At 27.1% G+C, this 24,743-nt stretch carries 25 protein-coding genes; 6 read left to right on the top strand and 19 right to left on the bottom strand.

The window, feature by feature from the left end; translation table 11 throughout:
- Positions 1 to 7: 7 nt before the first annotated feature.
- The 3 genes from KXZ80_RS06730 to KXZ80_RS06720 form a co-directional block, all read right to left on the bottom strand.
- Positions 8 to 562 (bottom strand): GNAT family N-acetyltransferase, encoded by a 555-nt coding sequence (locus tag KXZ80_RS06730; protein WP_147422470.1) that lies wholly within the window; start codon positions 560 to 562, stop codon positions 8 to 10.
- A gap of 210 nt (positions 563 to 772) precedes the next feature.
- Positions 773 to 1,456: an ABC transporter ATP-binding protein gene (locus KXZ80_RS06725; protein WP_021432708.1), complete on the bottom strand. Its 684-nt coding sequence runs from the start codon at positions 1,454 to 1,456 to the stop codon at positions 773 to 775.
- A 10-nt stretch (positions 1,457 to 1,466) separates the two neighbouring features.
- Complete coding sequence (locus tag KXZ80_RS06720) at positions 1,467 to 4,037, bottom strand: ABC transporter permease (RefSeq protein WP_021432707.1); 2,571 nt, start codon at positions 4,035 to 4,037, stop codon at positions 1,467 to 1,469.
- A gap of 207 nt (positions 4,038 to 4,244) precedes the next feature.
- On the opposite strand from KXZ80_RS06720, the gene KXZ80_RS06715 reads away from it, so the two are divergent.
- Together KXZ80_RS06715 and KXZ80_RS06710 are read left to right on the top strand one after the other, a co-directional pair.
- Positions 4,245 to 5,180 (top strand): sensor histidine kinase, encoded by a 936-nt coding sequence (locus KXZ80_RS06715; RefSeq protein WP_021432706.1) that lies wholly within the window; start codon positions 4,245 to 4,247, stop codon positions 5,178 to 5,180.
- Between the two features lie 26 nt (positions 5,181 to 5,206).
- The gene (locus tag KXZ80_RS06710) at positions 5,207 to 5,944 is read left to right on the top strand and encodes a LytR/AlgR family response regulator transcription factor (RefSeq protein ID WP_021432705.1); all 738 of its coding nucleotides are present in this window, start codon (positions 5,207 to 5,209) and stop codon (positions 5,942 to 5,944) included.
- 61 nt (positions 5,945 to 6,005) lie between these two features.
- Here KXZ80_RS06710 and KXZ80_RS06705 read toward each other — a convergent pair whose 3' ends face one another.
- Positions 6,006 to 6,794 (bottom strand): EcsC family protein, encoded by a 789-nt coding sequence (locus tag KXZ80_RS06705; protein ID WP_021432704.1) that lies wholly within the window; start codon positions 6,792 to 6,794, stop codon positions 6,006 to 6,008.
- 192 nt (positions 6,795 to 6,986) lie between these two features.
- Between KXZ80_RS06705 and KXZ80_RS06700 the strand changes: the two genes are divergently transcribed.
- Entirely contained in the window at positions 6,987 to 7,625 is a 639-nt protein-coding gene (locus KXZ80_RS06700) for a biliverdin-producing heme oxygenase (RefSeq protein ID WP_021432703.1), read from the top strand.
- Positions 7,626 to 7,699: 74 nt separating this feature from the next.
- On the opposite strand, the gene epsC is transcribed toward KXZ80_RS06700, so the two are convergent.
- The 4 genes from epsC to KXZ80_RS06680 form a co-directional block, all read right to left on the bottom strand.
- Positions 7,700 to 8,215, bottom strand: a complete 516-nt coding sequence (gene epsC, locus KXZ80_RS06695) for a serine O-acetyltransferase EpsC (protein ID WP_021432702.1) — start codon at positions 8,213 to 8,215, stop codon at positions 7,700 to 7,702.
- 1 nt (position 8,216) lies between these two features.
- Positions 8,217 to 9,119, bottom strand: coding sequence for a cysteine synthase A (gene cysK / locus KXZ80_RS06690; protein WP_021432701.1), 903 nt, complete (start codon positions 9,117 to 9,119; stop codon positions 8,217 to 8,219).
- Positions 9,120 to 9,375: 256 nt separating this feature from the next.
- On the bottom strand, positions 9,376 to 9,951 hold the full coding sequence (locus tag KXZ80_RS06685) for a PepSY domain-containing protein (RefSeq protein WP_021432700.1): 576 nt from the start codon (positions 9,949 to 9,951) through the stop codon (positions 9,376 to 9,378).
- A gap of 217 nt (positions 9,952 to 10,168) precedes the next feature.
- Positions 10,169 to 10,942 carry a sugar phosphate isomerase/epimerase family protein gene (locus tag KXZ80_RS06680; RefSeq protein WP_038285176.1) on the bottom strand — a complete coding sequence of 258 codons (774 nt, stop codon included), beginning with the start codon at positions 10,940 to 10,942 and terminating at the stop codon, positions 10,169 to 10,171.
- 149 nt (positions 10,943 to 11,091) lie between these two features.
- On the opposite strand from KXZ80_RS06680, the gene KXZ80_RS06675 reads away from it, so the two are divergent.
- A complete protein-coding gene (locus KXZ80_RS06675) occupies positions 11,092 to 11,421 on the top strand; it encodes a hypothetical protein (RefSeq protein ID WP_038285174.1) in 330 nt (109 codons plus the stop codon).
- Between the two features lie 220 nt (positions 11,422 to 11,641).
- On the opposite strand, the gene KXZ80_RS06670 is transcribed toward KXZ80_RS06675, so the two are convergent.
- The 8 genes from KXZ80_RS06670 to KXZ80_RS06635 all read right to left on the bottom strand — a co-directional run bounded on the left by KXZ80_RS06670 (position 11,642) and on the right by KXZ80_RS06635 (position 18,470).
- Positions 11,642 to 13,753, bottom strand: coding sequence for a DNA topoisomerase III (locus KXZ80_RS06670; RefSeq protein WP_021432698.1), 2,112 nt, complete (start codon positions 13,751 to 13,753; stop codon positions 11,642 to 11,644).
- 111 nt (positions 13,754 to 13,864) lie between these two features.
- Complete coding sequence (locus KXZ80_RS06665) at positions 13,865 to 14,716, bottom strand: L,D-transpeptidase family protein (protein ID WP_021432697.1); 852 nt, start codon at positions 14,714 to 14,716, stop codon at positions 13,865 to 13,867.
- A gap of 148 nt (positions 14,717 to 14,864) precedes the next feature.
- Positions 14,865 to 15,281 (bottom strand): gamma-glutamylcyclotransferase family protein, encoded by a 417-nt coding sequence (locus KXZ80_RS06660; RefSeq protein ID WP_021432696.1) that lies wholly within the window; start codon positions 15,279 to 15,281, stop codon positions 14,865 to 14,867.
- Positions 15,275 to 15,916, bottom strand: coding sequence for a pyroglutamyl-peptidase I (pcp, locus tag KXZ80_RS06655; RefSeq protein ID WP_021432695.1), 642 nt, complete (start codon positions 15,914 to 15,916; stop codon positions 15,275 to 15,277). The genes KXZ80_RS06660 and pcp overlap by 7 nt, the downstream gene beginning before the upstream one ends.
- A 33-nt stretch (positions 15,917 to 15,949) precedes the next feature.
- Positions 15,950 to 16,882 (bottom strand): DUF979 domain-containing protein, encoded by a 933-nt coding sequence (locus KXZ80_RS06650; RefSeq protein WP_021432694.1) that lies wholly within the window; start codon positions 16,880 to 16,882, stop codon positions 15,950 to 15,952.
- A gap of 14 nt (positions 16,883 to 16,896) precedes the next feature.
- Positions 16,897 to 17,562, bottom strand: a complete 666-nt coding sequence (locus tag KXZ80_RS06645) for a DUF969 domain-containing protein (protein WP_021432693.1) — start codon at positions 17,560 to 17,562, stop codon at positions 16,897 to 16,899.
- A gap of 346 nt (positions 17,563 to 17,908) precedes the next feature.
- Positions 17,909 to 18,169, bottom strand: coding sequence for a hypothetical protein (locus KXZ80_RS06640; protein WP_021428990.1), 261 nt, complete (start codon positions 18,167 to 18,169; stop codon positions 17,909 to 17,911).
- A 160-nt stretch (positions 18,170 to 18,329) separates the two neighbouring features.
- Entirely contained in the window at positions 18,330 to 18,470 is a 141-nt protein-coding gene (locus KXZ80_RS06635; RefSeq protein ID WP_021432692.1) for a hypothetical protein, read from the bottom strand.
- A gap of 386 nt (positions 18,471 to 18,856) precedes the next feature.
- Between KXZ80_RS06635 and KXZ80_RS17740 the strand changes: the two genes are divergently transcribed.
- Both KXZ80_RS17740 and KXZ80_RS06630 read left to right on the top strand, forming a co-directional pair.
- Positions 18,857 to 18,985 (top strand): hypothetical protein, encoded by a 129-nt coding sequence (locus KXZ80_RS17740; protein ID WP_021432691.1) that lies wholly within the window; start codon positions 18,857 to 18,859, stop codon positions 18,983 to 18,985.
- A gap of 117 nt (positions 18,986 to 19,102) precedes the next feature.
- Positions 19,103 to 19,441 (top strand): phage holin family protein, encoded by a 339-nt coding sequence (locus tag KXZ80_RS06630; RefSeq protein ID WP_021432690.1) that lies wholly within the window; start codon positions 19,103 to 19,105, stop codon positions 19,439 to 19,441.
- A gap of 54 nt (positions 19,442 to 19,495) precedes the next feature.
- On the opposite strand, the gene KXZ80_RS06625 is transcribed toward KXZ80_RS06630, so the two are convergent.
- The 3 genes from KXZ80_RS06625 to KXZ80_RS06615 all read right to left on the bottom strand — a co-directional run bounded on the left by KXZ80_RS06625 (position 19,496) and on the right by KXZ80_RS06615 (position 24,665).
- Positions 19,496 to 20,722: a dicarboxylate/amino acid:cation symporter gene (locus tag KXZ80_RS06625; protein ID WP_021432689.1), complete on the bottom strand. Its 1,227-nt coding sequence runs from the start codon at positions 20,720 to 20,722 to the stop codon at positions 19,496 to 19,498.
- A gap of 172 nt (positions 20,723 to 20,894) precedes the next feature.
- Entirely contained in the window at positions 20,895 to 21,959 is a 1,065-nt protein-coding gene (locus tag KXZ80_RS06620; protein ID WP_021432688.1) for a lysylphosphatidylglycerol synthase transmembrane domain-containing protein, read from the bottom strand.
- A gap of 177 nt (positions 21,960 to 22,136) precedes the next feature.
- Positions 22,137 to 24,665, bottom strand: a complete 2,529-nt coding sequence (locus KXZ80_RS06615; protein WP_021432687.1) for an FAD-dependent oxidoreductase — start codon at positions 24,663 to 24,665, stop codon at positions 22,137 to 22,139.
- Between the last annotated feature and the right edge of the window lie 78 nt (positions 24,666 to 24,743).

The following is a 24,743-nucleotide window of genomic DNA, read 5'->3' as shown; positions in this document are numbered from 1 at the left end:
TTAAATCTTACAAATAATTCTTTTTATTTTTCTTTGATATAGAATAGACAGCTAAATTTGTTTTACATTTAAATTCTCCTTCGTATTTCATTTTACTTTTTAGTATTACCTTTTTAGATGCTATGTTTTCAACATCATGCATAGCAATGATTCTCCATAGCTCAGTTTCTTTAAATATAAAATTTATAGTTGAAACTAATGCTTCTGTAGAAATTCCTTTATTCCAAAACCTCTTACTTATACATATTCCTATTTCACAACACCTTCTTTTCTGCTTTATATTAAATATATATATTTCTCCAATAACTTCTTTTGTTTCTTTTAGTTCAACTGCCCAGTGATATGACATTTCAGTTTTATAATCTCTAATCCATGTCTCAATTACTGATTTTGTATATTCCTCACTTATGTGAGGTTCCCATTGTAAAAACTTAGTTACTTCACTGTCAGATGCCCAGTTTTCAAACATATCTCTAGCATCACTTATATTGAATTTCCTTAGTATTAGTCTATCTGTAATAATATTTTTATCTTGTATAGATTCTAACACTTCGTTTTTCAACTCCCTTTTGAATTGCTTCAAAGTATATACGTTGTGAAATATAAATTTTCAATGTATATATACAATTAGATTTATGATATAAAAACCCTTTATATGTTATTTTAGTAAGTTTTCAAATAAAAAAATCCCTGGAATAGATTTCTTACCTACCCCAAGGCTTTTTACTTAAGTTTTTTATAAATTTTACAAATTTTTATTTTAACTATTTTTTTAGCTGTTTGTGGAATAACTTTCGTTTAGTTTTCCATCTACAATAGAGATTATTCTATCTGCTTTTTTAGCTATATTTTCATTATGTGTTATCATTATTAGAGTTTGATTATATTTTTTAATAGATGATTTAAGAAGATTTATAACTTCTTCTGTAGTTTTTGTGTCTAAATTTCCTGTAGGTTCATCTGCAAGTATTATACTCGGCTTAGCTGACAATGCACGAGCTATTGCTACCCTTTGTTGTTGTCCTCCTGATAATTGGCTAGGGAGATGGTTTTTTCTATCGCTAATACCTAATAATTCCATCAGTTCATTTATATAATCCTTATCAACTTTTCTATTGTCTAACTTAACTGGCAACTCTATATTTTCAGCTACATTAAGTACAGGTATTAAATTATATTGTTGAAATACAAATCCAACTTTTTGTCTTCTATATTTTGCAAGCTCTTTATCGCTTAAACAACATATATCTTTACCATCTACTTTTATAGTCCCACTACTTGGTCGTTCTAAGCCCCCTACTAAATGTAGAAATGTACTTTTCCCACTTCCACTAGGTCCTACTATTGCAACGAATTCGCCTTTATTTATTTTTAAATTAGCATCATCTAACGCATGTACAGTTGTTTCTTTTTTCCCGTATATTTTACCTAAATTTATTGTTTCAAGTATTACCATAATATTCACCCTATTCCACTATATTTATAGATTCCACTATATTGCTTTCTTTTATTTTTCTTGCTGGTATATATGTTGCAAACAATCCTATTAGTATGTTTGTTACAGCTATTAATATGTAATCTTTGTAGGCTATAGCAAATTCTATTCCATATGTTTCAAATCCATATGTTTTATACATTCTAAGTTGTAATAAAATTCCTCCAACTATAACTACTACACTTGAAAATATCCCATATAATAAACCTTCAAAAACTATCATAAGCTTAAATTTATCTTCACTTATGCCTACAGCTCTCAGCATACCAAATTCACTAGTTCTAGATGTTAAGTTGTAACTCACATTATTTATTATATTAAATATACTTATCATAAATATTATACTTATTTTCCCATACTCATAAATCAATTCTTTTTGTGTCATTTTTTCATTATCCTGCTTTTCTTTTACTAAATCTGTAGTAGTGGTTCCTGGTACTTGGCTACCTATCTTCCCTAATTGTTTATTTATAACATTATGATTTGCACTATTTTCTATATTTGTATACACTAAATCGTAATTATTAATATTTGTTATTTCCTTAAAGTTTGAATCACTTATAATTACATCTACTCCACTATCAGCTGAATATACATTGTCATCAGCAAAAGGATAATCCACTATGGCTCCTACTTTAAACTCATATTCTTCATATTCATAGTTACCTCTACCCTTCCAATATTCATCAGTATCTATTTTTCCTTTTGGGTATTTAACTTTTACAGTATCTCCTACTTTTATATCAACTATTGGTTTCCCATAAGTATGATTTCCAATATCTCTATATCCTTCAAATACTTCATATGTATGTGGTATATATACTACTGCTAAATTTTCTGTTTTTATTTTATCTATATCTATCTCTCCACTTGTTTTGTATTTATTTAATGATTTTAGCATTTCATCATTGTAACCCTTTAACTTTTGCTTTATTAAATAATCTCCTGTACTTTTATCATCTATAAGTAAACCATTTAAAACCTCACCATAATAACCACCTTTTTTTAGACAATCAAAAAATTGTTTATCCAAAATTTTATCTTTATCTATTTGCATTCTAGTGTTTAAAATTTTAGCAGTTTTAACTTCTCTGATGCCATCTATATTTTTTATTTCATTTATTTGTTTATCAACCAAACCATTTTGTTCATCCATTGCACCACTAACATTTAGTATAAAATCACCATTCATAAATGTTTCCTTGTTTATTGATGCATTCATTTGTTTACTTCTTGAAAATGCATAATTAGTTTTTATAATCATAATTCCACCTAAGCTCATAGATAAAATAATAATTATAAATGATTTTTTATCTCTAAATATATTTCTAAAAGATATTGCCTTAGTAACTGATATGTTTTTGCTTAGTTTTGACAATATTGAATTATTACTTTTTGCTTTTCCTTCTAATCCAAATTTCTTTCTTATAGCTTCTATAGGTGCTATTTTTTTTATTTTAATATAAGTTAATACACTTATTAATAATGTTACTAATAAGGTGCATACTATTGATAATAAAATTATAGAACTAGGTACAACAAATGGCGTTTGGCTTATTTTACCTTCAAATTGAATATTTCCTACTAACTTATTAAATATCTGTGCTCCACCCATACCTATAAATATACCAATAGGAATAGCTATTACACTTAATATTAAAAGTTCACTAAACATTAGCTTAAATATTTTTATACTAGTAGATCCAAGCGCTCTTAATACTCCATATTCTCTTATTCTTTGATATACAGATACTGAATAAATACTGTATATTACAAGACCTGCAAATAAACTTAATACAATTGTCATATTTTTGCTTGCCTCATCTACTGACCCATTTTTTTGTATAGATTCTACAAGCATTTTATTTGTATTTACTTGTTTTTCTTTATTTAATTTAGCCTTTTTTGATATATTGTTTATATTTTTATTTATATCACTATTTTCATAAAACTCTACATAAGTACTAAACTTATTTATATTGTTTTCATCTAGTGCCAAAAACATTTCACATACTCCAATTTGTTTTTCTTTATATCTATCTTCTAGTATTCCAACAACTTTAAATGTTTCAGGCTTTTCTTTTTGATATAGTTTAAAAGTTAATTCTTGATTTAAATTAGGTTCTAACCCCATACTATTTAAAACCCATTCTTCAACTACAACTTCATTATTTCCTTTTGGAAATCTTCCTTTTTTAAGCTCTGAGTCATTATTTAAATAATTTTCACTTGCATATTGTATATTTATTGGTAATTTCTCACCAAGTTCTGTAGATGCATAATATGATGTAACACCAATCTCTTTTATATCATTTCCTTGTTTTACAATCTCTAATTGATCTTTATTTATATCTTTAAATATTACATGATGAGTTCCTAATTCTCTCTTCATTCTATCTACATCTGCTTGTTGCGCACTTCTAGCTAATGTACCTACCCCTACTATAAGAGCTGTTCCAAGCACTATACTTAGTATTATAGCTAATGACCTTGTTTTATAACTTTTTATGTATTTTAATACTATACTCAAATCATTCCCCATATTTATATATTCCTCCCTATTTGATAACTTAATTATATATTCATTTAAAAAATGTATCAAATTGCAAATTTTCAAGTTTTTAAAGGTTGTTTACATAAATTTATAACTTATTTTTCACTTTTTTATAGCTTCTTTGTAAATTCCCAGTTTTTACATATTTTTTTATAAATGTTATAATCTGTATATAAAATCATTTAGGGGTGAGTTATGGACAATATTATTGTATTTCCTATATATATTTTAATTTTATTTATAGGACTTAATTTTTACCTTGATAAGTTTTTGTTTTTTAAAAAACTGTCACTTTCAAAAAAAGGTCTAATAACAATATTTATATCTATCGTAATATCAGTTCTTATAAAAAAATTTTTAGTTCTTATTCTAATTAAACTTAATTGCAATTTATTATTTAGTGGGTTGTTTAAAATATTTTTATCTTTTTTAATTATATATATTAGTTTTTATATAGCCTATAAAATTATTAAATTAATAGATAATGATAATTGTAATAAAACAGAACTTAAAAATCTAAATATTAAAATTGAGCATAAAGATAACATTATAGGTAAACTTCGGAGTCAAAAACATGATTATCTAAAACATCTTCAAGTTGTGTACTCTTTATTAAATAATGGACTTAGTAACGATGCTAAGGAGTATATAACAAATATATCTAATAGTTTTAGAAGTAAAACTTCAAGATACGGAAAGGTTTCTTATTTGGATGCAATTGCATCTTTAAAATATGAAGAGTGTCTTCTAAAAAATATTTCTTTTGATGTTTATATACAAGATTTCATAGATAATCTAGTTATTGAACCTAATGAAATGAGTTCTGTTTTACTAAATATAATAGATAATGCTATTGATTCACTATCTGCACTTAATAAAAATAATAAATATATAAAGTTATTTGTTTATGAAGATGAATTTCAATATGTTATATCTATAAAAAACAACGGACCTAAAATACATAATACGGAAAGTATATTTGATGAAGGTTTTTCTACTAAAGACGGTGAACATAGGGGGTACGGTCTTTATCTAGTTAAAAACATTTTAGCTAAATATGGGTATCATATATTTGCAAGTAGCGACGAATTTATAACTGAGTTTACGATTTTAATACCTAAATATTGTTAATAAAAGTTTATAGGGAGAAAATATTTATGATAAAAGTTTTGATATGTGATGATGATAAAGCTGTTCGAGATGATATTGAAAATATACTGAAAAAATCTGGATATGTTGACTATGTAAAAAAAGTTAAAAATGGTATAGAAGCAATAGATTTTATTAAATGTGAGAAAATAGATTTACTTATAATAGATATTGATATGCCTCATAAAAATGGTATAGATTGTGCCAAAGAAATATCTTCGATAGATAAAGATGTTCATATAATTTTTGTAACTGGATTTTCTGATTATAGCTTGGAAAGTTTTAAAGTTCATCCAGTTGATTTTATAGTTAAACCGTTTACTGAAAACAAAATTTTAGATTCTGTAAATATTGCTATTGATCACATTAATTCGCATAAACTAGCTACAAATAATTTTATAGATGACACTTTATTTGTTTATAAAATTAGAAAACAGATACATATGATTAATTTCGATGATATAGTTATGTTTGAGAAAAACTCCAGAGCTGTAAACCTATATACTAAAGATCATGATATTATAAAATTTTATGAGAATTTCGATGATTTAGATGCTAGAGTTCCACCAAACTTTTTTAAATCTCATAAAGGTTATATAGTAAACCTTAAGTTGATACATAAGGTTATTCCTACTAGTAAATCTGCTTTAGAAATAAAGTTTATTAATTTCCAAGAAAGTGCAACTCTTAGTAAAACGTTAGAAAAAGACTTTTTGTATAGATTTTATAGGACTAAACGCTTTTAATTTAAGTAAGTGTATGTTGATATCATAATATTAACATACACTTATTTTGTAAATTTTTTAATTATTTGACTCTTGATATGATTTTTTTATAACTTTTAGATAAAAAACTCTCATTTTCTTTTATATATCCGCTAGTATCTAACAACCTCATATGATAAGAATATATTGCATACTCTCCCAACTTATCTACTAATTTATTGTTTACGTATGCACCAACAAAAGCTCCTATCCCAGGCACTAGCTGAAGTAACTTAGCTAAATCTATATAATCTCTATATTCCTGCTGAAATTTTCTCCATTCAAATTCATTTATATCATCTGATAGTCTATCTTTTGATTCATTAAAATGCTCCATATCTTTAAATATACTATTAACATGATTTTGACTTGAAAAGGCTAATTGAAATATATTTAATAAATATATTCTTTCTTTATAATCTTTAGTATCAAATCCATAAATACTTGCAATCTCATATAGAAGTTTTATTTTTATACTTAAAAGTAAAGGAAAGTCAGCAAGCCCAACAATAATTCCTCCAGCTCCAGTACCTGCTCCTTCTAACATAGCAGTTTTTTTGTATAATCTAATCTTTTCATAAGCTAATTCGTCTCGCTCTTGTAATGAAATATTTTCAATTGGAGCTTTTGTAGTATATTTTGAACCAAATAAAACAACTTTTGTCATATTCTTTATAGCTGTAGTGAGTATATTATGATAATTTTCAGGAAGTACTGAATTTAGTTTATTTTGAGCTTCTTTAGATGCTTTATTTATTATTGATGGCTTCTTTTTCATTTTTTCTTTCCAATTTTCTAGTTCTCTTATCTGTATATTGTTATAGTCTTGCATTTTATCACCTATCTTTAATTATCTTAATTAAAAGTTTCCTCTTAGTAATTATAGTATATTTTATTATACATTAAACCTTATTGTCCTAATATATCAAAATTGTAATAACTATTAAAATTGATGTTTTAGTTTTAATTTCCTAGGGTATTTATTTTATTAGTAATCACAATACAAAAGAAAGAAGATGATTTTATGGATATGAACTTTTTAAAAGTCATTCAAAGTAGCACAAAAAGATTACACGATATGGCTGAAAATACAGGGTTCATAAAAAGATTAATTGATGGAGATGCTAATGTTGAAACATACGGAGAGTATATCTATAATCTTTATTTTATTTACAAAGCAATAGAGGAGAATCTTGAAAAGCATAAAGACGATGAAGTCTTAAAAGAATTTATAACTCCTGAAGTATTTAGAGCTAATGCTTTACTTGATGACTCTAAGTTCTTATTAGGATACAAGATTGATTCAATCGAAATTTGCGATTCAACAAGGGTTTTCGTTGATAGATTAGATGAAATATCTCAAACAAATCCTAAATTGCTAGTTGCACATGCTTATACAAGATATTTAGCAGATTTATTTGGTGGTAGAACTATCTTTAAAATAATAAAAGAAAACTACTCTATCGAAAATGAAGGTCTTAATTATTATATGTTCGACCATATAAAAGACTTAAAAGCTTTTGTGATGGAATATCATCAAAAACTCGATTTAATAAATTTAAGTGATGAAGAGAAAGCTAAATTCTTAAACGAAATTTCGCTTTCATATGTTTTAAATATAAGTATATCTAATGAATTAGATTACGTGAAGTTTGATAAGTAAAATTTAGTTTCCCCCTATTCGACGTACATTATTTTAAACTTTACACTGAAATAAAAAAAGGAATAACTATTTAGTTATTCCTTTTTTATTATTCTCCCAGGTATTCCAACCACTGTACTGTTTGGTGGTACATCCTTTAATACGACTGAATTTGCGCCTACTTTAGAATTTTCACCTATAGTTATCGGTCCTAAAACTTTAGCTCCTGCTCCTATTACTACATTATCCCCTACAGTTGGATGTCTTTTACCGCTGTCTTTTCCTGTTCCTCCTAATGTGGTTCCATGATATATAGTAACTCTATTGCCAACCTCTGCAGTTTCTCCTATTACAACTCCCATACCATGGTCAATTAAAATTCCACTTCCTATAGTTGCACCTGGATGTATCTCTATTCCAGTTATGAATCTATTTACTTGTGATATAAATCTTGCTATAAAAAACATTTTGTATTTATAAAAACAATGTGCAATTCTATGACCAATCAAAGCATGAACTGATGGATAAAGTAAAAAAACTTCTATCTTAGATCTTGCAGCTGGGTCATTTTCAATTATATACTCTATGTCAGCATTTATTTTTTTTAGCATTCTATCCTCCAATTATATCCATAGATAGATACTTCTCTATTCCATCAGGAGATATTGTTACAATGTTTTTTCCTTTAAACTTCTTAGCTATCTCCATACTTGCATATACATTTGCTCCAGATGAAATCCCTACTAGTATTCCTTCCTTTTCTCCCAGTAACTTGATAGTGCTTATAGCGTCTTCATCCTTTACAGTTACTATTTCATCTACAATACTCATATCTAAATTTTTAGGTATAAAATTTGCTCCTATTCCTTGTATCTTATGAGGTCCACTATGTCCTTTAGATATTAAAGGAGAACTTTCTGGCTCAACTCCAATAACTTTTATGTCTTTGTTTAATTCTTTTAAATATTTTCCAACTCCACTTATTGTTCCACCTGTTCCTATACCACACACAAATATATCTATATCTTTAATATCTTCATATATTTCTATTGCAGTTGTAGCGTAGTGTTTCTTAGGATTACTTTTATTTTCAAATTGCTTCAAAGATTTATAATTTCCATTTGAACTTATTAATTCACTTGCTTTATCCATAGAGGCTTGCATTCCACCTTCACCTGTGAGTATTATATCTGCTCCATAGGCTTTCATCAAATCTCTACGCTCTTTACTCATAGAGCTAGGCATAACTATAATAATCTTAAGCCCCTTTAGCTTTCCAATCATAGATAAAGCAATTCCCGTATTTCCACTTGTTGCCTCTACTATAGTATCTCCTTTTTTTATATCTCCGCTTTCCATAAGGTCTTCAATCATCCCAAGAACAGCTCTATCTTTTATACTTCCACCTATATTGTATTTTTCTAGCTTTAAAAATATATTATTTTCACTTTGAATATTGTTTAGCTTAACTATTGGAGTTTTTCCTATAAGATCTAAAACATTATTATATAACATATATTACCCCTCCTATTTTTTTAATTATATGTATAAGTACCTATAAATGTTTATAAATTTTTATACATACAGAATTCAATTTTTAAATTAGTTTTTCTAATTTTACTAAATTTGTTATTTGCTTTCAATAAATATAGCTTAATTCTATATTTATTGTTAGATTAATAGTTTTCGCCTATACCATTTTATTTATATTTAAATAAAAAAAGTGTAACCATCTAATTCTTAATCGTTAGATAACTACACTTTTCTTATTTTAGTCATTGATCTCTATATCTCCATATTGATTATCTTTAGCTGCTTTTGTGTCTTTTACTTTTATTTGTTCATGACTAAACTCTTTTATATCTCCAGTTTTTGCATCTACTGTTATTTCATATTTTGTATCTGCTTTTGTAAGTACACCTTCATACTCATCATTTTTCCCATCTTTGTCTAAGTTAAATTTTTGAACTGTAGCTTTTGGAACTTTGTTAATCATTATATCCATAGCTTTATCTTCACTTATTAGCTTATCTGAAGTTTTTACATTATTTTGATCTTTAAGTACCTCTTGTTCAAAGTTTATTATTTTACCAGTTTCAGCATCTACATCAACTTGGTATTTCATAGTATCTTTAACTATTTCTGATTCATACTTTGGTGAATTATTTTCATTATCATAAGAAAACTCTAATATCTTACCATCTGGTACTTTTTCTAAAATAATATTTTTTGCTTGGTCTTTTGTTAGGTATTCTGCTTTGTCATCTTTTACTAACGAATAACTTACTCCAACCCCACATATAACAACTAATCCTAATGCTATAATAATTGCTTTGTTAATTTTCATATCTATCCCTCCTAAATAATTATTAAATTTTCAACATTAATATATATACCATCTTTTTACATATTCAAACATATCTCACAGTTTCAAATTTATAAAATTAACAATATTATTAAGTGGTTTCTATGTTGTATACTAATTTGAATACTGACAGCGGAGATTTACTAAAACAAATAAAAAAGTGTAGTCTTTTTATATTATTTTGACTACACTTTTTTATTTATTTTTTACTCAAAATATTCCTTACTCTATTTACTTCTTCTACTATATTTTCAAAGCTATATTCTAGTGATAATATAGGATTTATTTTAGCTTCTTCTATTATGTTTTTGAAATAAATTAGCTGTTCATAGCTTGGTCTGCTGTGAGAATCATTTTTGCCATCATTAAAATGTAAATGTATATACGTTATAAAATCTTTTACCGACACTATCCATTCTTCTAAAGATTTTTTAGAGTATGCTAAAATATGACCTGTATCTAAACATATTCTAAGTTTAGGAGAGTTTACTGATTCAACAATATATAAAATCTCTTCAGGACTTTCATCATACTCATTTTCTAATAAAATAGTCACATCTATATCATTAATTTCGTTCATAAAATCTTGCCAAAATTTTATTTGATTGTCTAACTTAAGTTTTCTTATTTTCTCTACACTTAATAAAGGGTTTAGTTGGCTATGAAAAATCACATATTTAGCACCTATTTCCTTGGCAATTTCAACTGACTGCATGTATCTATATTTTGTTAACTCAATAACCTTTTTATCTGTACTACCTGGGTTTAAATCAAATGAGGATCCATGTAATGATATTACATTGCTAAAATTTTTTAATTTTTTACTACAATCATTTATTATTGTACTATAATCTTCATCTAAAATATTTTGAGGAAAACTCTGAATCTCTACTCCAATTCCTAATTTGTTGATTTCATCTATATTGCTTTTATTTATATCTCCAATAAGTTTTACTAACTTAATATCTTTCATCATTACACCACCTTTTTCTTTTTAATTTGTTATCACATTAACAACTTATTTTTAATAATTATATATAGTAACTAGATTACCCTTTTTTCTATTGATTAAATCTATTTAAATCTATACAATTATATTAAACAAATTAAGGAGGTATATATTTGAAAAAACTTTTCATCGGTATTCTAACTCTATTTATAATAGTTTTAGTGAACCACCTAATAAGCAATTCTTTACAAGTATCTTTTCTTGACATGTCTTTAATAATAGGAGTTTTATTCACAACAATTATAGGATTTTTTTCAACAGAGGATAACATCTATAATAGGTTTTTAGACTATTGGACCGCAATATCAATTGATAAAGAAACAACTCGTAATTATGGTCTTAAGTTCTTTAAAAGCACTCCTTTTTTTGTCTCTCTTGCTTACACATTAGTTGCATTTATTTTAAGTATATATACTTATTGGGATTACTTTTTCACAGCTTAAAAATAAATCTTATAAGTTACTTAAATTTAATTATGTAAACTATCTTTATCTACAATCTTAACTCATATATTAATTCATAAAACTGTTACACCTATTTTTTTAATTAAATATAGTTCATATTTTTAGTAAGTGCTATAATTTAATCAAAGTCTATATAAAAAGGGGTTATATGTATGATGTAGCATCATACATATAACCCCCTTCGTGTTAATTAGAATAACTATTTTTTAAGTTTAGCTAATGCCTCTGCAAAAGGATTATTAAAACTTTCTTCTTGTTTGTTTTGGCTCTTTAAATACTTATTAACATCTCTTTTAGATGCTTTGTTATTTTCTTCTTTCTTTCTCTTATTAAAAGTACTTAGTTTTTCACGATGTCCACAGCTACAAACAAAAGTCTTCCCTTCCCCTTCGCCTCTAAGTTCAAGTTTTTTATGGCAAACAGGACATCTCGCATTGGTAGTTGTAGAAACCATCTTTCTAGTGTTGCAATCTCTATCTTGGCAAACTAGCATCTTTCCTCTTTTTCCATTAACTTCAAGCATATACTTTCCGCATTCAGGACACTTATTTTTAGTTAAGTTATCATGTTTAAATTTAGCATCACTACTTTTTATATCTTTTACAATATCTTTAGTGTAGTCTTTCATTTCATTTACAAATACATCTTTCTTTAAATTACCACATGATATTTGATTAAGCTTCTGCTCCCAAGAAGATGTAAGCTCTGCCGATTTTAACTCGCTAGGAACTAACTCTAACAATTGCTTTCCTTTAGATGTTATAAAAATGTCTTTTCCTCTTTTTTCAACCAAGAAGGAATTGAAAATCTTTTCTATTATATCTGCACGAGTTGCAACTGTTCCAAGACCTTCTTTTTCCATTTGAGCTAATAAACTAGCCTCATTTAATGGTTTTGGAGGTTGTGTTTTGCCACTAGTTAAACTACATTTAGCTACCTTTATAATATCATCTTTATTTAAGTTTGGAAGATTTTGATCATTGTCATCATCTTCATCTATATTAGTATAGTTTTCTTTCCATCCTAATTTAATAATTTTTTTACCTTTAGCTACAAAAGTTTCCCCTTCTATGTTAGCCTTTATAGTTGTTTGTTCATATTCAAAAGGATCACTTAAAACACTTAAAAATCTTTTTACTACTAAATCGTAAATTTTTCTTTCTCTATCACTTAAATCGCTTAAGAATACTCTCTCCTCAGTAGGTATTATCGCATGGTGATCTGTTACTTTAGAATTATCTACAAATGATTTATTAGTTTTTATTTTGTCTTTTAATATTTTAGTACAAACTTTTGCATAGTCACTTACACTCACAGCTCTAACTCTATCCTTTAAAGTGTCTACTATATCAGTACTAATGTATTTGGAATCTGTTCTAGGATATGTAAGAACTTTATGGTGTTCATATAATTTTTGCATTATAGATAAAGTCTCTTTTGCAGAGAAATTAAATATTTTATTTGCATCTCTTTGTAATTCTGTTAAATCATATAGTCCTGGTGAATATTTCTTTTTATAAGTTTTATTAACTTCTAATATCTCAGCATTTTTATTTTCTATCTTAGTTAATATATTTTCTACTTTTTCTTTATTAAAGCTATTTTGGCTATTAGTTTTAGAATCAACCCAGTTTAAACTAAACATAGGTGCTTGTAATTTAATACCATAGAATTCTTTTGGTTTAAATTTTTGAATTTCCTCTTCTCTTTTGTAAACCATATTTACAGTAGGAGTTTGAACTCTACCACAAGAAAGTTGTGCATTATGCTTCGTTGTAAGTGCTCTTGTTGCATTTATTCCAACTAACCAATCAGCTTCTGCTCTAGCAACTGCTGAGCGATATAAGTTCTCGTATTCTTTCCCATCCTTAAGTTTTGAAAATCCTTCTTTTATAGCTTTATCTGTACTAGATGATATCCATAAACGCTTTATAGGCTTTTTAACTTGTGCTTTTTCTATTATCCATCTTGCTACAAGCTCTCCTTCTCTACCCGCATCTGTAGCTATTACAATCGATTCAATATCATTTCTATTTAGTTGAGCTTTTACTGTGTTGAATTGTTTAGATGTCTTTTTTATAACTACGGTCTTTAAATTTTTAGGTAATATAGGTAAATCATTTATGTCCCAATTTTTATATTTATTTGAATAACTTTCAGTTTCAGCAAGTGTTACTAAATGGCCAAGAGCCCATGTTACTACATAATTACTACCTTCTATATATCCATTTTTTTCATTTTTACAATTTAATACTCTAGCTAAATCTCTTCCTACAGAAGGTTTTTCTGCTAGTACTAGTGTTTTTCCCATTATATCTTTTTCCTTTCATTAATGCTTTAGTATATAATAACATAGTTTCCTAATATATGTTAAATATATAAGGGAGTTTAACATTCACATTTATCAAACTCCCTTATATATTTAATGTATTACCACTGTAGTAGTATCCAATATGTTGTCATATATCCATTTAGCATTTTCTGTATCTAGTCTTATACAACCATGACTTAAAGCTTGCCCTAACCTTCCATCTATTATATAGCTTCCTGTTGAATCATAAAGTATCGAATGATAGTAATATCCATCCTTTATACGAGTTGCATATTTAACCCTATACTCATCCGTTCCAAAATATAGTTTTCTTCCATCTATATAAAAAATTCCTGTTATAGTTGGAGTACTGGGTTTTCCAACGGTACATTTCCATTTATATATCTGAACCCAATTATTATTGTTCTTTTTAAAAACATAAGTATATTTATTTTTTAAATCAGTTACTAATAAATTATTTGTAGGACTTTTTATATTATTTTGATTTACAAATTTGCTCATATCACTATAAAAATATTTATAATCTAGTACATCATGTTTATTTCCATCATCGGATAAAAAGTAATTAAATACATAACCTTCTATGTCATTATATATTATATTGCTCCAATCTCCTATATTTTCTATAACTTCTACTCTAGATTCTTTTGGTATTGTAGTTATTACATTTGATTGAGTATTCGGTTCTTTTCTAAGGTTTAAGTTACCCCATGTATATTTAGTAATTGATAATAAATCATTGTGTATATATCCTATATTTGATTCATATCTTACTTTACTCCATTCATCATAGGCTTCAATAAGTTCAACCTTAGAACCTTTAGAAATCACAGTAATAATATCAGAAGAAGTGGATGCTTCTTTTCTTAAGTTTGAGTTTTTAAGCGTATACTTATGTTCTGGAAGCATATTTATTTTTATAAAATTCTTATCTATATTCAATAGTACACACATCCTTATTATATAACTTATATAATTTTATGTACTGATTTATATATAGGTGAATAATCACGTGAAAAATTCCCTTTATTTTAATATAAAAAAGCTATCCTAATAAATTACAAAATTTTATTAAGATAGCTTTTATTCTTTATTTATTTGACATATATTCTTTCCAGTCACCACATTTTATAGAAATTAATACATCATCTTTATTAATTTCAGCATCTTTATTATACTCATAAAAATAGGCCTTTTCTATACTTCCATCCAGAAGAGTAACATCTACTTCACGCCTATTATATTCATTGTTAAATCCATCTAACTGATAATTCTCCATATCATCTAGTTCTTTTAACGTTGCTTCAAAATCATTAAGTTCCATTAATTCACCTAAAATCTTTTCATTCCCTTTTATAACTGCTGGATAGCCTTTATTATCTAAATGAGATAAATGCCCCTTTATATATCCTTTTTTAGAACTTTTTACTTTTCCATTTAAATATATATTGTAATTAAACATATCGCTTCTTAAACTACCATATACAAATATCTTTTTTACTAACATATTTCTCCACCTATTGCTTTTATATCTTCATTATATATAGTACATGCTTCTATTGCTAATTCAAGTCCAGTAACAATTTCATCTAAACTCATATAAGGCATGTTTTTCTTATCTATAACTTGTCCTGTCATATATGGTATATGAATAAATCCACCTTTTATATTCGGATATTTTTTATCTATCAAATATAGTATCCCATACATTACATGATTGCAAACAAAAGTTCCTGCAGTGTTTGAAACCGATGCTGGTATCCCATTTTCATTCATATGTTTTACCATACCTTTTATTGGTAGATTGGAGAAGTATGCCGGCTGTCCATCAATTTGTATAGTTTCATCAACAACTTGATTACCGTCATTATCTTTTATTCTAAAATCATCTAGGTTTATAGCTACTCTTTCTGGAGTTATATCAAATCTGCCTCCTGCTTGCCCAACTGATATTACTATATCTGGATTATGCTTATCTATTGCCTGTTCTATAGCTTCAACTGATTTTGTTCTAACTGTAGGTATAGTCAGTTTTACAACCTCAGCTCCATTTATTTCATCTTTTATTCTTTTAACAGCTTCTTCAGCTGGATTTATAGGCTCTCCTCCAAATGGATCAAATCCTGTTATTAATATTTTCATTCCACTTTCCTCCTTTAAAATTTTACTAAATAATTAAAATGCAAATGTATACATTACAAATATGTGTATAGCTAATAATATAATAGCAACTGGCGCCTGATATTTAATTACACTGTATTGATCTTTAGCTTCTAGTAATGCTGCTGGTACTATATTAAAGTTTGCAGCCATAGGCGTAAGTAAAGTTCCACAATAACCTGCTGTTAATGCTAAAGCTCCAACTATGGCTGGATCTGCACCTTGAGATAATACAAAAGGTATCCCTATACCGGCTGTTATAACTGAAAATGCTGCAAATGCATTACCCATTATCATAGTGAAAATTGCCATTCCTAAAACATAAGCTACTACTCCAAAGAATCTACTATCTGCTGGAACCACTCCTGATATCATATTAGATATTACATCTCCAACTCCTGCATTTGTAAATAAAACTCCAAGTGCAACAAGTAATTGAGGTAGCATACTAGTAGGACCCATTTGTTGAAGTAATCTTGCTCCATCTTCAACTGCTTCTTTAGGTTTTGCTCTTGTGATTATAAATGCACTTATAAGTGCTACTATTGCTCCAGCTCCTATTGCAAATTGTGATGAACTAGCATATGAAGAAAGTGACATAGCTACCGCAACTGCTGCAAATGCTAAGATAAGTGAAGGTAAAAATATTTTACTCTTTATTTTTTCTGATTTAGCTTGACTAAACTCTTCAGTTGCAACTTCGTATTTCGCAAACACAACTTGCTTAGTAAGAGTTAATAAACTTAATAATACTAAAATTCCTCCAATAAATGTTGCTGGTAGTACTTTTCCAAATATAAACGGTAAACTAAGTAATACCCAAAAAGCAAATGTTCCATATTTTTTATTATTATCAATTGTTTTAAGTGATTTAACACCAATGACTAGCATTAAAATTCCCATTAAAACATAAAACGATTCTAGTCCTATATTTATAAAGTTTTGCACTTATGAGTCCTCCCCTATTTGTTGTATTTTCTATTTAATTTTTTATCAAATAAATAGTTCTGTACTGCAGAAATTAAAAATGCTATTACAGCCATTATTATACTTGCCTTAGCTATATCTAGCTCACTTACTGCATATCCAAATCCAGTTAAAGTCGATGCTATCAATAATACTCCTGAACTTCCAGAGAATAAATTTTGACCATAAAAGTTTCCATAGTTTTCACTAGCTGCTGATAAAGCTTTTATAGCTTCTTCATCTTTTACATCTACATTTTTGTACTTACTCTTTGCTGCTGCTTGTGCCATAGGTTCAACTAATGGTCTAACAAATTGAGGATGTCCACTTATTCTTATTGAAAGCGCCCCAGCTATTTGTCTTATTATCATGTATATAGAAAATACTCCGCCTGTAGTTAACTTTCCAAGTTTTTGTATTAAATAGACAGCCCTTTGCTTTAGTCCGTATCTTTCTAGTATTCCTATTACTGGTAGAGTCATTATAAATAATGATACCGCTCTATTATCTACAAACGATTGCCCCAACGTGTTTAGAATATCCATAATATCCATTCCTGCCACTAACCCAGTCGCAATCCCCGCAACTAATACTGTAAATAAAGTTTCCACTTTAAATACAAATCCTAATATGACAACTAAAATACCTATTAATTTTATCATGCTTTACTTCCTTTCTTTACTCCTTAACTTTATAATGTTATTTCAAATTATATTTAAAATGAGATTTATTGTCAATCAATTTTTACATTTTTTTAAATTTTTCGATAATTTAGTTTAATTTCTTACTTTCCCATTTAATCTACAATTATTTATATTTTAATGATAAAAAATTCATTTTTATTTTATCTATTTCAATAAATTTTGAATTTTATTTTATTTTTATATTCAATTTAAGATGTGATATAAAAAATTTTCTTATTTTGATCTCTTAGCATTTAAATTTTATTTTATTAAATAAAAAAGCTTATAAATTTTGTTTAATAACAAAATTTATAAGCTTTCAATTTTATAATTCTTCCTCTAATTCCTTTATCTTCTTATCAAGTTCTTTAATCCTAGCTTTTAATTCATAACACTTATTATCTACCTTCATAGCTGAAGTGTAGTTCATTTCATTACTATGATATTTCCTCCATAATTCTTCATATTTATTATGATGTTTATTAAATTCTTTCTCTAAACACTCTCTTTCACTTTTAAGTTCACTTATTTGTTCTTGTACCTTCTTTTTGTTGGTTTTAAAAAAATCGAAAAAAAACATATCCATATTTCCCTTCTATCTATAATTAAGTTTATAACATTTTAACGTTATGTTACATTTATTTACTCCATTTACATTATATTAGTAATACATATAATATTATACCTGTTTATTGTACTATATTACAATAAATTTAATTATATATATACCCTTTTGGATAATTCTTCTAAACATTTATTTCTTTATATTTCACATAAGTTCCATCTATAAAGATAATTCCTTCCTCAGTTATTTTTGATAAATTTATAAAACTTTCTATAAGAGAATATACTCCATCTATTATAAAGTACAACAATGCTAAATACATAGCTTTATTATAATATGAGTGTATCTGAAAAATATTTACTGTATAGTTTTTATCATCTCCAAATATTCCCTTAGCTTTTATTATATCAATAATTCCTTAATTATTCCTTAACAATATTGTCATTTATTTTTGTTTAAATTAGGGTATATTAATAAATATTAAAATATAAAGGATGTGTTTTTATGATTATAAATATTAGTAATCCAGCTAAAAAAGAACTAAATAATATTTTTAAATCTTATAATTTAGATATTAAGTATCTAAGAGTGTATATAAAAGAAGTAAGCGCATGATATGGGCCTGTTTTTAGCGTAGCTCTGGATGAGCCTACAGAAAATGATAAAATCTTTGAATGTGATGATTTTAAAATTCTTATAAACAGTGATTTGTGTGATAAAATAAATGTAATTAATATTTTTTATAAATCCGCTTTATCTAGTGATATATTTAGAGTTTCTACAGATTTATTGTGGAAAGAAGAATATTATGAAGCTCCATGGGCTAAACCATGGTAATATAATTTTAGGTCTAAATTTTACATAAAATGTGTAATTTATTTTTTTATGGGAATATATTATTATATATTAAGCTTTAATAAATTAGTAAATTTTATTGAAAAGGAGTTTTTTACTATGAAAAAAGTATCTTTATTTATAGTAGTTAATGCTATATCTTTATATATAGTATCATTATTAATGAGCAGTGTTTCTATAACATCTTTTAGCTCTTTACTTATACTAACAGTCATTTTTGGTGTTTTAAACTTAACAATTAAGCCTTTACTTCAGTTATTCTCACTACCTATAACATTTTTAACATTAGGTTTATTCTCATTAGTGATAAATGCGGTTGTTTTAAAACTAGCTTTTAGTATAGTTCCTGGAGTACACTTATACGGATTTATTAGTGCTATAGGTGCTTCTATATTATTATCTATTGCAAATACAATTATATATAATGTACTTGATTAATATAATAATTTATTATAAAAAGAGTTATCTCTAAGTCGAGATAACTCTTTTTTATTAAGCATTAACTTCTTTATATTCTTTTTTCTTTTCTCGTTTAATTGATTTTTCATTTATCTCATCTATTACTACAGCTATTGCATTATCTCCTGATACGTTAGCCGCAGTACCAAAACTATCTTGAGTTATGTAAAGTGCTATCATTAAACTTGCAAGACCTCCATCTGATGGTATTCCCACCATAGGTAAAAATGGAAGTGCACTCATTATAGCCCCACCTGGTGCTCCTGGTGCTGCAACCATGGCAACTCCTAACATAAGTAAGTATGGTAATATTACTGCTAAACTATAATTCATTTGATTCATCATTAAAACAGCTACTGTGAATGATGTTACAGAAATTATACTTCCAGCTAAGTGAATAGTTGCACAAAGAGGTACAACAAACTCTCTTATTTGTTTAGATACTCCATTTTTTTCAGCACACTCTACGTTTACTGGTATAGTAGCTGCTGATGACTGAGTTCCAACTGCTGTTAGATATCCTGGTATTTGATTTTTAAGTAATTGTATTGGATTCTTTTTAGTATATGTTCCAGCAAGCGTAAATTGGAAGCATATGTATATGATATGAAGTGGTATTACGATTAAATATACCTTACCAAATATTTTTAGTATATCCCATACTTGTCCTGCAAAAGTTATATTAGCAAAAGTTCCTGCTATATAAAGAGGTAGTAACGGTATTATTATTTTCGCTAAAGTAGATTTTATTATTTCTTGGAAATCCATAGCAATGTTGAATAATCCTTCTCCTCTTCCACGACCTCTAAGCGCTGAAATTCCAAGTCCCATCATGAATGCGAAAACTATCGCAGCTGTTACATCTAACATTGGCTCTAGTGGTATAGTAAATATTGGTGAAAGCATACCTGCATTTGGATCATTTATAGCCCCAGCTGCACTAGCGTTTATAAAAGAAGGGAAAATAGTTATTGCAACGGTATACGCAAGCAGTCCAGCTACTATTGTAGAACAATATGCTATACCAGTTGTTATTCCTAATAACTTTCCTGCTCCTGATGTTAAGTCAGCTATACCAGCTGTAACAAAACCTAAAATTATAAATGGTATTACAAACTGTAAAAATGAAGCAAATAAACCACTTATAGTGACTAAAATCTCGATTACTCCCTTTGGAGCATAACTACCTATAACGATACCAAGTATTATTGCTATTATTAATTTCGGTACCAGTCCTATTTTTTTCTTTGCTTTTGTCAAAATAATTCCTCCCCTTATGAATAATTTTTATGATAAAAACATTTTCCCCTTTGACTAAAATAGTATACATTTAGACACAAAAAGTCAAGTTACTTGTAAAAAGTAATATTTTTGAGAAATTTCTGTAAAATAAAAGGTATGCCGTTTCTACGGTATACCTTTTGTAATCATATTAAGCTGCATATTCTTTATTTTTTCTTTTAATTTTCTTACTTTTTCTATCCATATTGTGATGAGTTATCATCGTAAATATGCCACTTCCTATTAACACTGCATAGTATACAAATCCTCCATATAAGAAAATTGCATACCCCATAAGAGGTTGTGGAAACACACTCTTAAATATTGCAAAGAATGCTAGTTCACTAGCGCCTGCGTTGCCTGGAGTTGGAATAGGTGATATCGCCATATATAAAAATGCTTGTAATGTAAGCATGTATATATATGTATACCCACTTAAATTAAATGCTTTGTATATCCAAAATGATATACTGAAGTATACACTTAGCTGAACTACCGTTACCAGAAGTGTCAAAATAAGTGCTTTTTTATTTTTTATAAATAAATTAACAGACTTACTATATTCATCTGCAAAGCTCTCTACTTTCTCTACTTTACCTTCTAAAAACTTAAATAATTTAAATTTAACCAAAAAGTTTATAACCCGTTTAGATACTTTCTTAATTAACTCAGGATTGTATATAACCATCATAGATACTACTAGTGTAAATGCATTTATTGCAATCCCTATTAATATCAAAGGCATTACACCCCTTAATTCCTTTAATATAGCCGTATTAAAAAGCACTAAAACAGAACAATATACTGTAACTACAACTTGATATATTATAGATTTGTTCATTATAACAGCGGTTGCCTTACTGGCTGGCATTTTACATTTGTTTAATACATATATTTGCATCGGCTGACTTCCTGATGCAAATGGTGTTATTAAATTATAATAAAATCCCATAGTTGCTAATTTAAAACCGATAAATCTTGTCTTAACTTTATGAATACTATCTATAACTATTTTTAAAACTACGCCCTCTAATAACATGTGTGTAATCACTGCACACATTCCAAAAAATATAAACTTTTTATCTACCATATCTACAACTTCGTTAAGCATATCTATGTCTAAAGTTCTATAAACTAAGTAACTTGTCATTCCTAATATAAATACCAAAAAGCCATATTGTAATATATTTTTATTTAATGTCTTTTTCTTTTTCATAGGAAACCTCCATCCCCTTTAATTTGACACTACCTATTATACAATACATTTAGTTTTTATGGTATGAATTATTTCTTACTTTTTTGTAATAAAAAAGAAAAAAGATTCATCTCCATTTACTATATACTTTTATAAATAAGTATTATAGATTGTTAGGAAATGAATCTTTTTAATTAACTATAATAAGTTTTCACTTAAAACTTTATTTAAATTAGCTTTTTCTTCTATTAATCTTATAATGTTTACATTTTTACTTAAATCATTTATGCATATAGCTCCTACTAACACATCATCTTTAAAAAATAATTTTTTATAAACATCTTTTTTATTTAATGTTATAAAGCTATCTATATTATTTATATTTCCTATACTAAACACTTTTGTTTCAAATACGTCTAATCCTACTGGGTAATTTTCTGCTTTAAATTCAATTTTATCTCCACATGCATTTGCCCCTGCAACTTTTCCCATATCTATAGCTGCTGGCCATATAGCCCATATCATCGAATCAATTTCAGCTACATCTCCACATGCATATATTTCTTTTGATGCAGTTTGCATATACTTATCTACAACTATTCCTTTATTAACTTCTATATTAGTGTTATTAGCAATTTTAACATTAGGTCTAACTCCTATAGAAAATACCACCATATCTACATCAATAGAACTTCCATCTTTAAACATAGCTTTAGATACTTTTTTATAGCCTTCTAGAGAATCAATGAATTTACCTAACATTAGGTTTAATCCATTTTCTTTTAATATATTTTCTAGAACTACACTTCCATCTTTATCTAGTTGTTTAGTTAATAAATTTGGCATAGCTTCAACTACTGTAACTTCTTTTTGTGCTAGCTTCATTTCATATGCAGCTTCAAGACCTAACAGTCCTCCACCTATCACTAAAATGTTTTTTGCTTTTTCTAAATTCACCTTTATTTTATCTAAATCATTTTTATTTCTTAAAGTATAAACTCCATCTAAATTATGCCCATTTATCGGTGGTACAAAGTTAGAACTACCATTTGCAAGTATTAACTTATCATAACTTATACTTGAGTTATTATCTAAAATAATTTTTTTATTTTCTTCATCTATAGTTTCTACATTTGCTCCTAGTAAAACTTCTATATTATTTTTTTCGTACCAATCCTTGCCTTCAATATAAAAATCCTCTTTTTTAATTTCTTCATTTATAAAATCTGAAAGAGCTGGTCTATAATAACTTAACTCTTCTTCATTACTTAAAAGAACTATTTTAGCTGTTTTATTTCTTTTTCTAATAGAGTCTGCTGCATAAAAACCTGCTGCCCCATTACCTACAATAACAAATTTATCCTCTGTATCGTTTTGATAATTTATATTTTCTTCTATAACTTCTATAAATTGATCATGTTTTGCCCCACATACTGGGCACACATCTGGTGCTTCTTCTCCATCAAAGACTTCATTACATATTACACATTTCCATTTTTTAGTTCCTTCTTTTTTAGTATTTGCATCTATAGTTTTTTCAATAAATTTCTTACCTAATAATTGAGCTTCATATAAATCTACCTCACTAGGTTTAAAATTAACAACTAATGGATCTATAGTTTTCATTCTAAGTTGTTTTAATCTATCCATAACATTTGGTATTCCTTCACCACTCCATCCAAATGAACCAAAGCATGATGCAACTTTATTTCCATGAACGATAGGGTTTAAACTAACAAGAATATCCCAAATAGGTTTTAATGCATCCCCATTTATTGTTGGAGTTCCAAATAAAACCCCTTGTGAGTAAGTTATGGAATTTATTATTTCATCTATATTATGATTTATAACATCATACATTTTAACATTATAATCGCTATGTTCTTCAATTCCTTTTTTAATATTTTCAGCTATTTCACCTGTATATCCATAAGCACTTACATAACATATAGTTATCTCTTTATTAGTAACTATAATCTCATCTCTACTCCATTTTTCATATATATCAACTATTTTTCTTGGATTATCAACTAATACCGGTCCATGTCCTGGACATATAATATCTAACTTTAAGTCTTTTATTTTTTCTATAGCTTTTAATATATATGGTTTAAAAGGCCCCATTATACAGTCATAATAGTATCTTAGAGCTTCCATATAGTGTTCTTCATTATCTATTTTAGTGTTAACAACACCTTCGCAACTATAGTGACTTCCAAATGAGTCACAAGTTACTAATACATTTTCCTCTTTAATGTACGTATATATAGTATCTGGCCAATGCAGAAGTGGAACTGAGTAAAATTTTAAAGTTTTATTTTCTATTTTAATTTCATCATTATCATTTACAACTATATATTCAAATTCGTCATTTACAATTTCTTTTAAATAATTAACAGCATTTTGAGATGCTATGATTTTAGCTTTAGGAGAAAGTTTCAATATTTTCTCTACGCTACCTGCGTGATCTGGTTCTGTATGACTAACTACAATGTAATCTATATTTTGTAAATCTACATTTAAATCTTCTAGTCTAGCCAAATAACTATCAAAATGTTTAGCCTTTACAGTTTCAAATAAAATCGTTTTCTTTCCAGCTTTTAAAACATATGAATTATAAGTTGTTCCATATGGTGTATACATTATTATGTCAAATACTCTTAAATCAGGATCTAATGAACCTACCCAGTATAAATCTTTCTTTAATTCAAGCGATTTTAATTCCATATATATTCCTCCACTATATGTTTGTTTATTATTTAACTCTTATTCCTTTTATACCTTTTATTAATTACTTTAAACATA

The organism is Paraclostridium bifermentans (genome assembly GCF_019916025.1).
Taxonomy (GTDB): domain Bacteria; phylum Bacillota; class Clostridia; order Peptostreptococcales; family Peptostreptococcaceae; genus Paraclostridium; species Paraclostridium bifermentans.
This window is presented reverse-complemented; position numbering and strand designations above follow the sequence as displayed.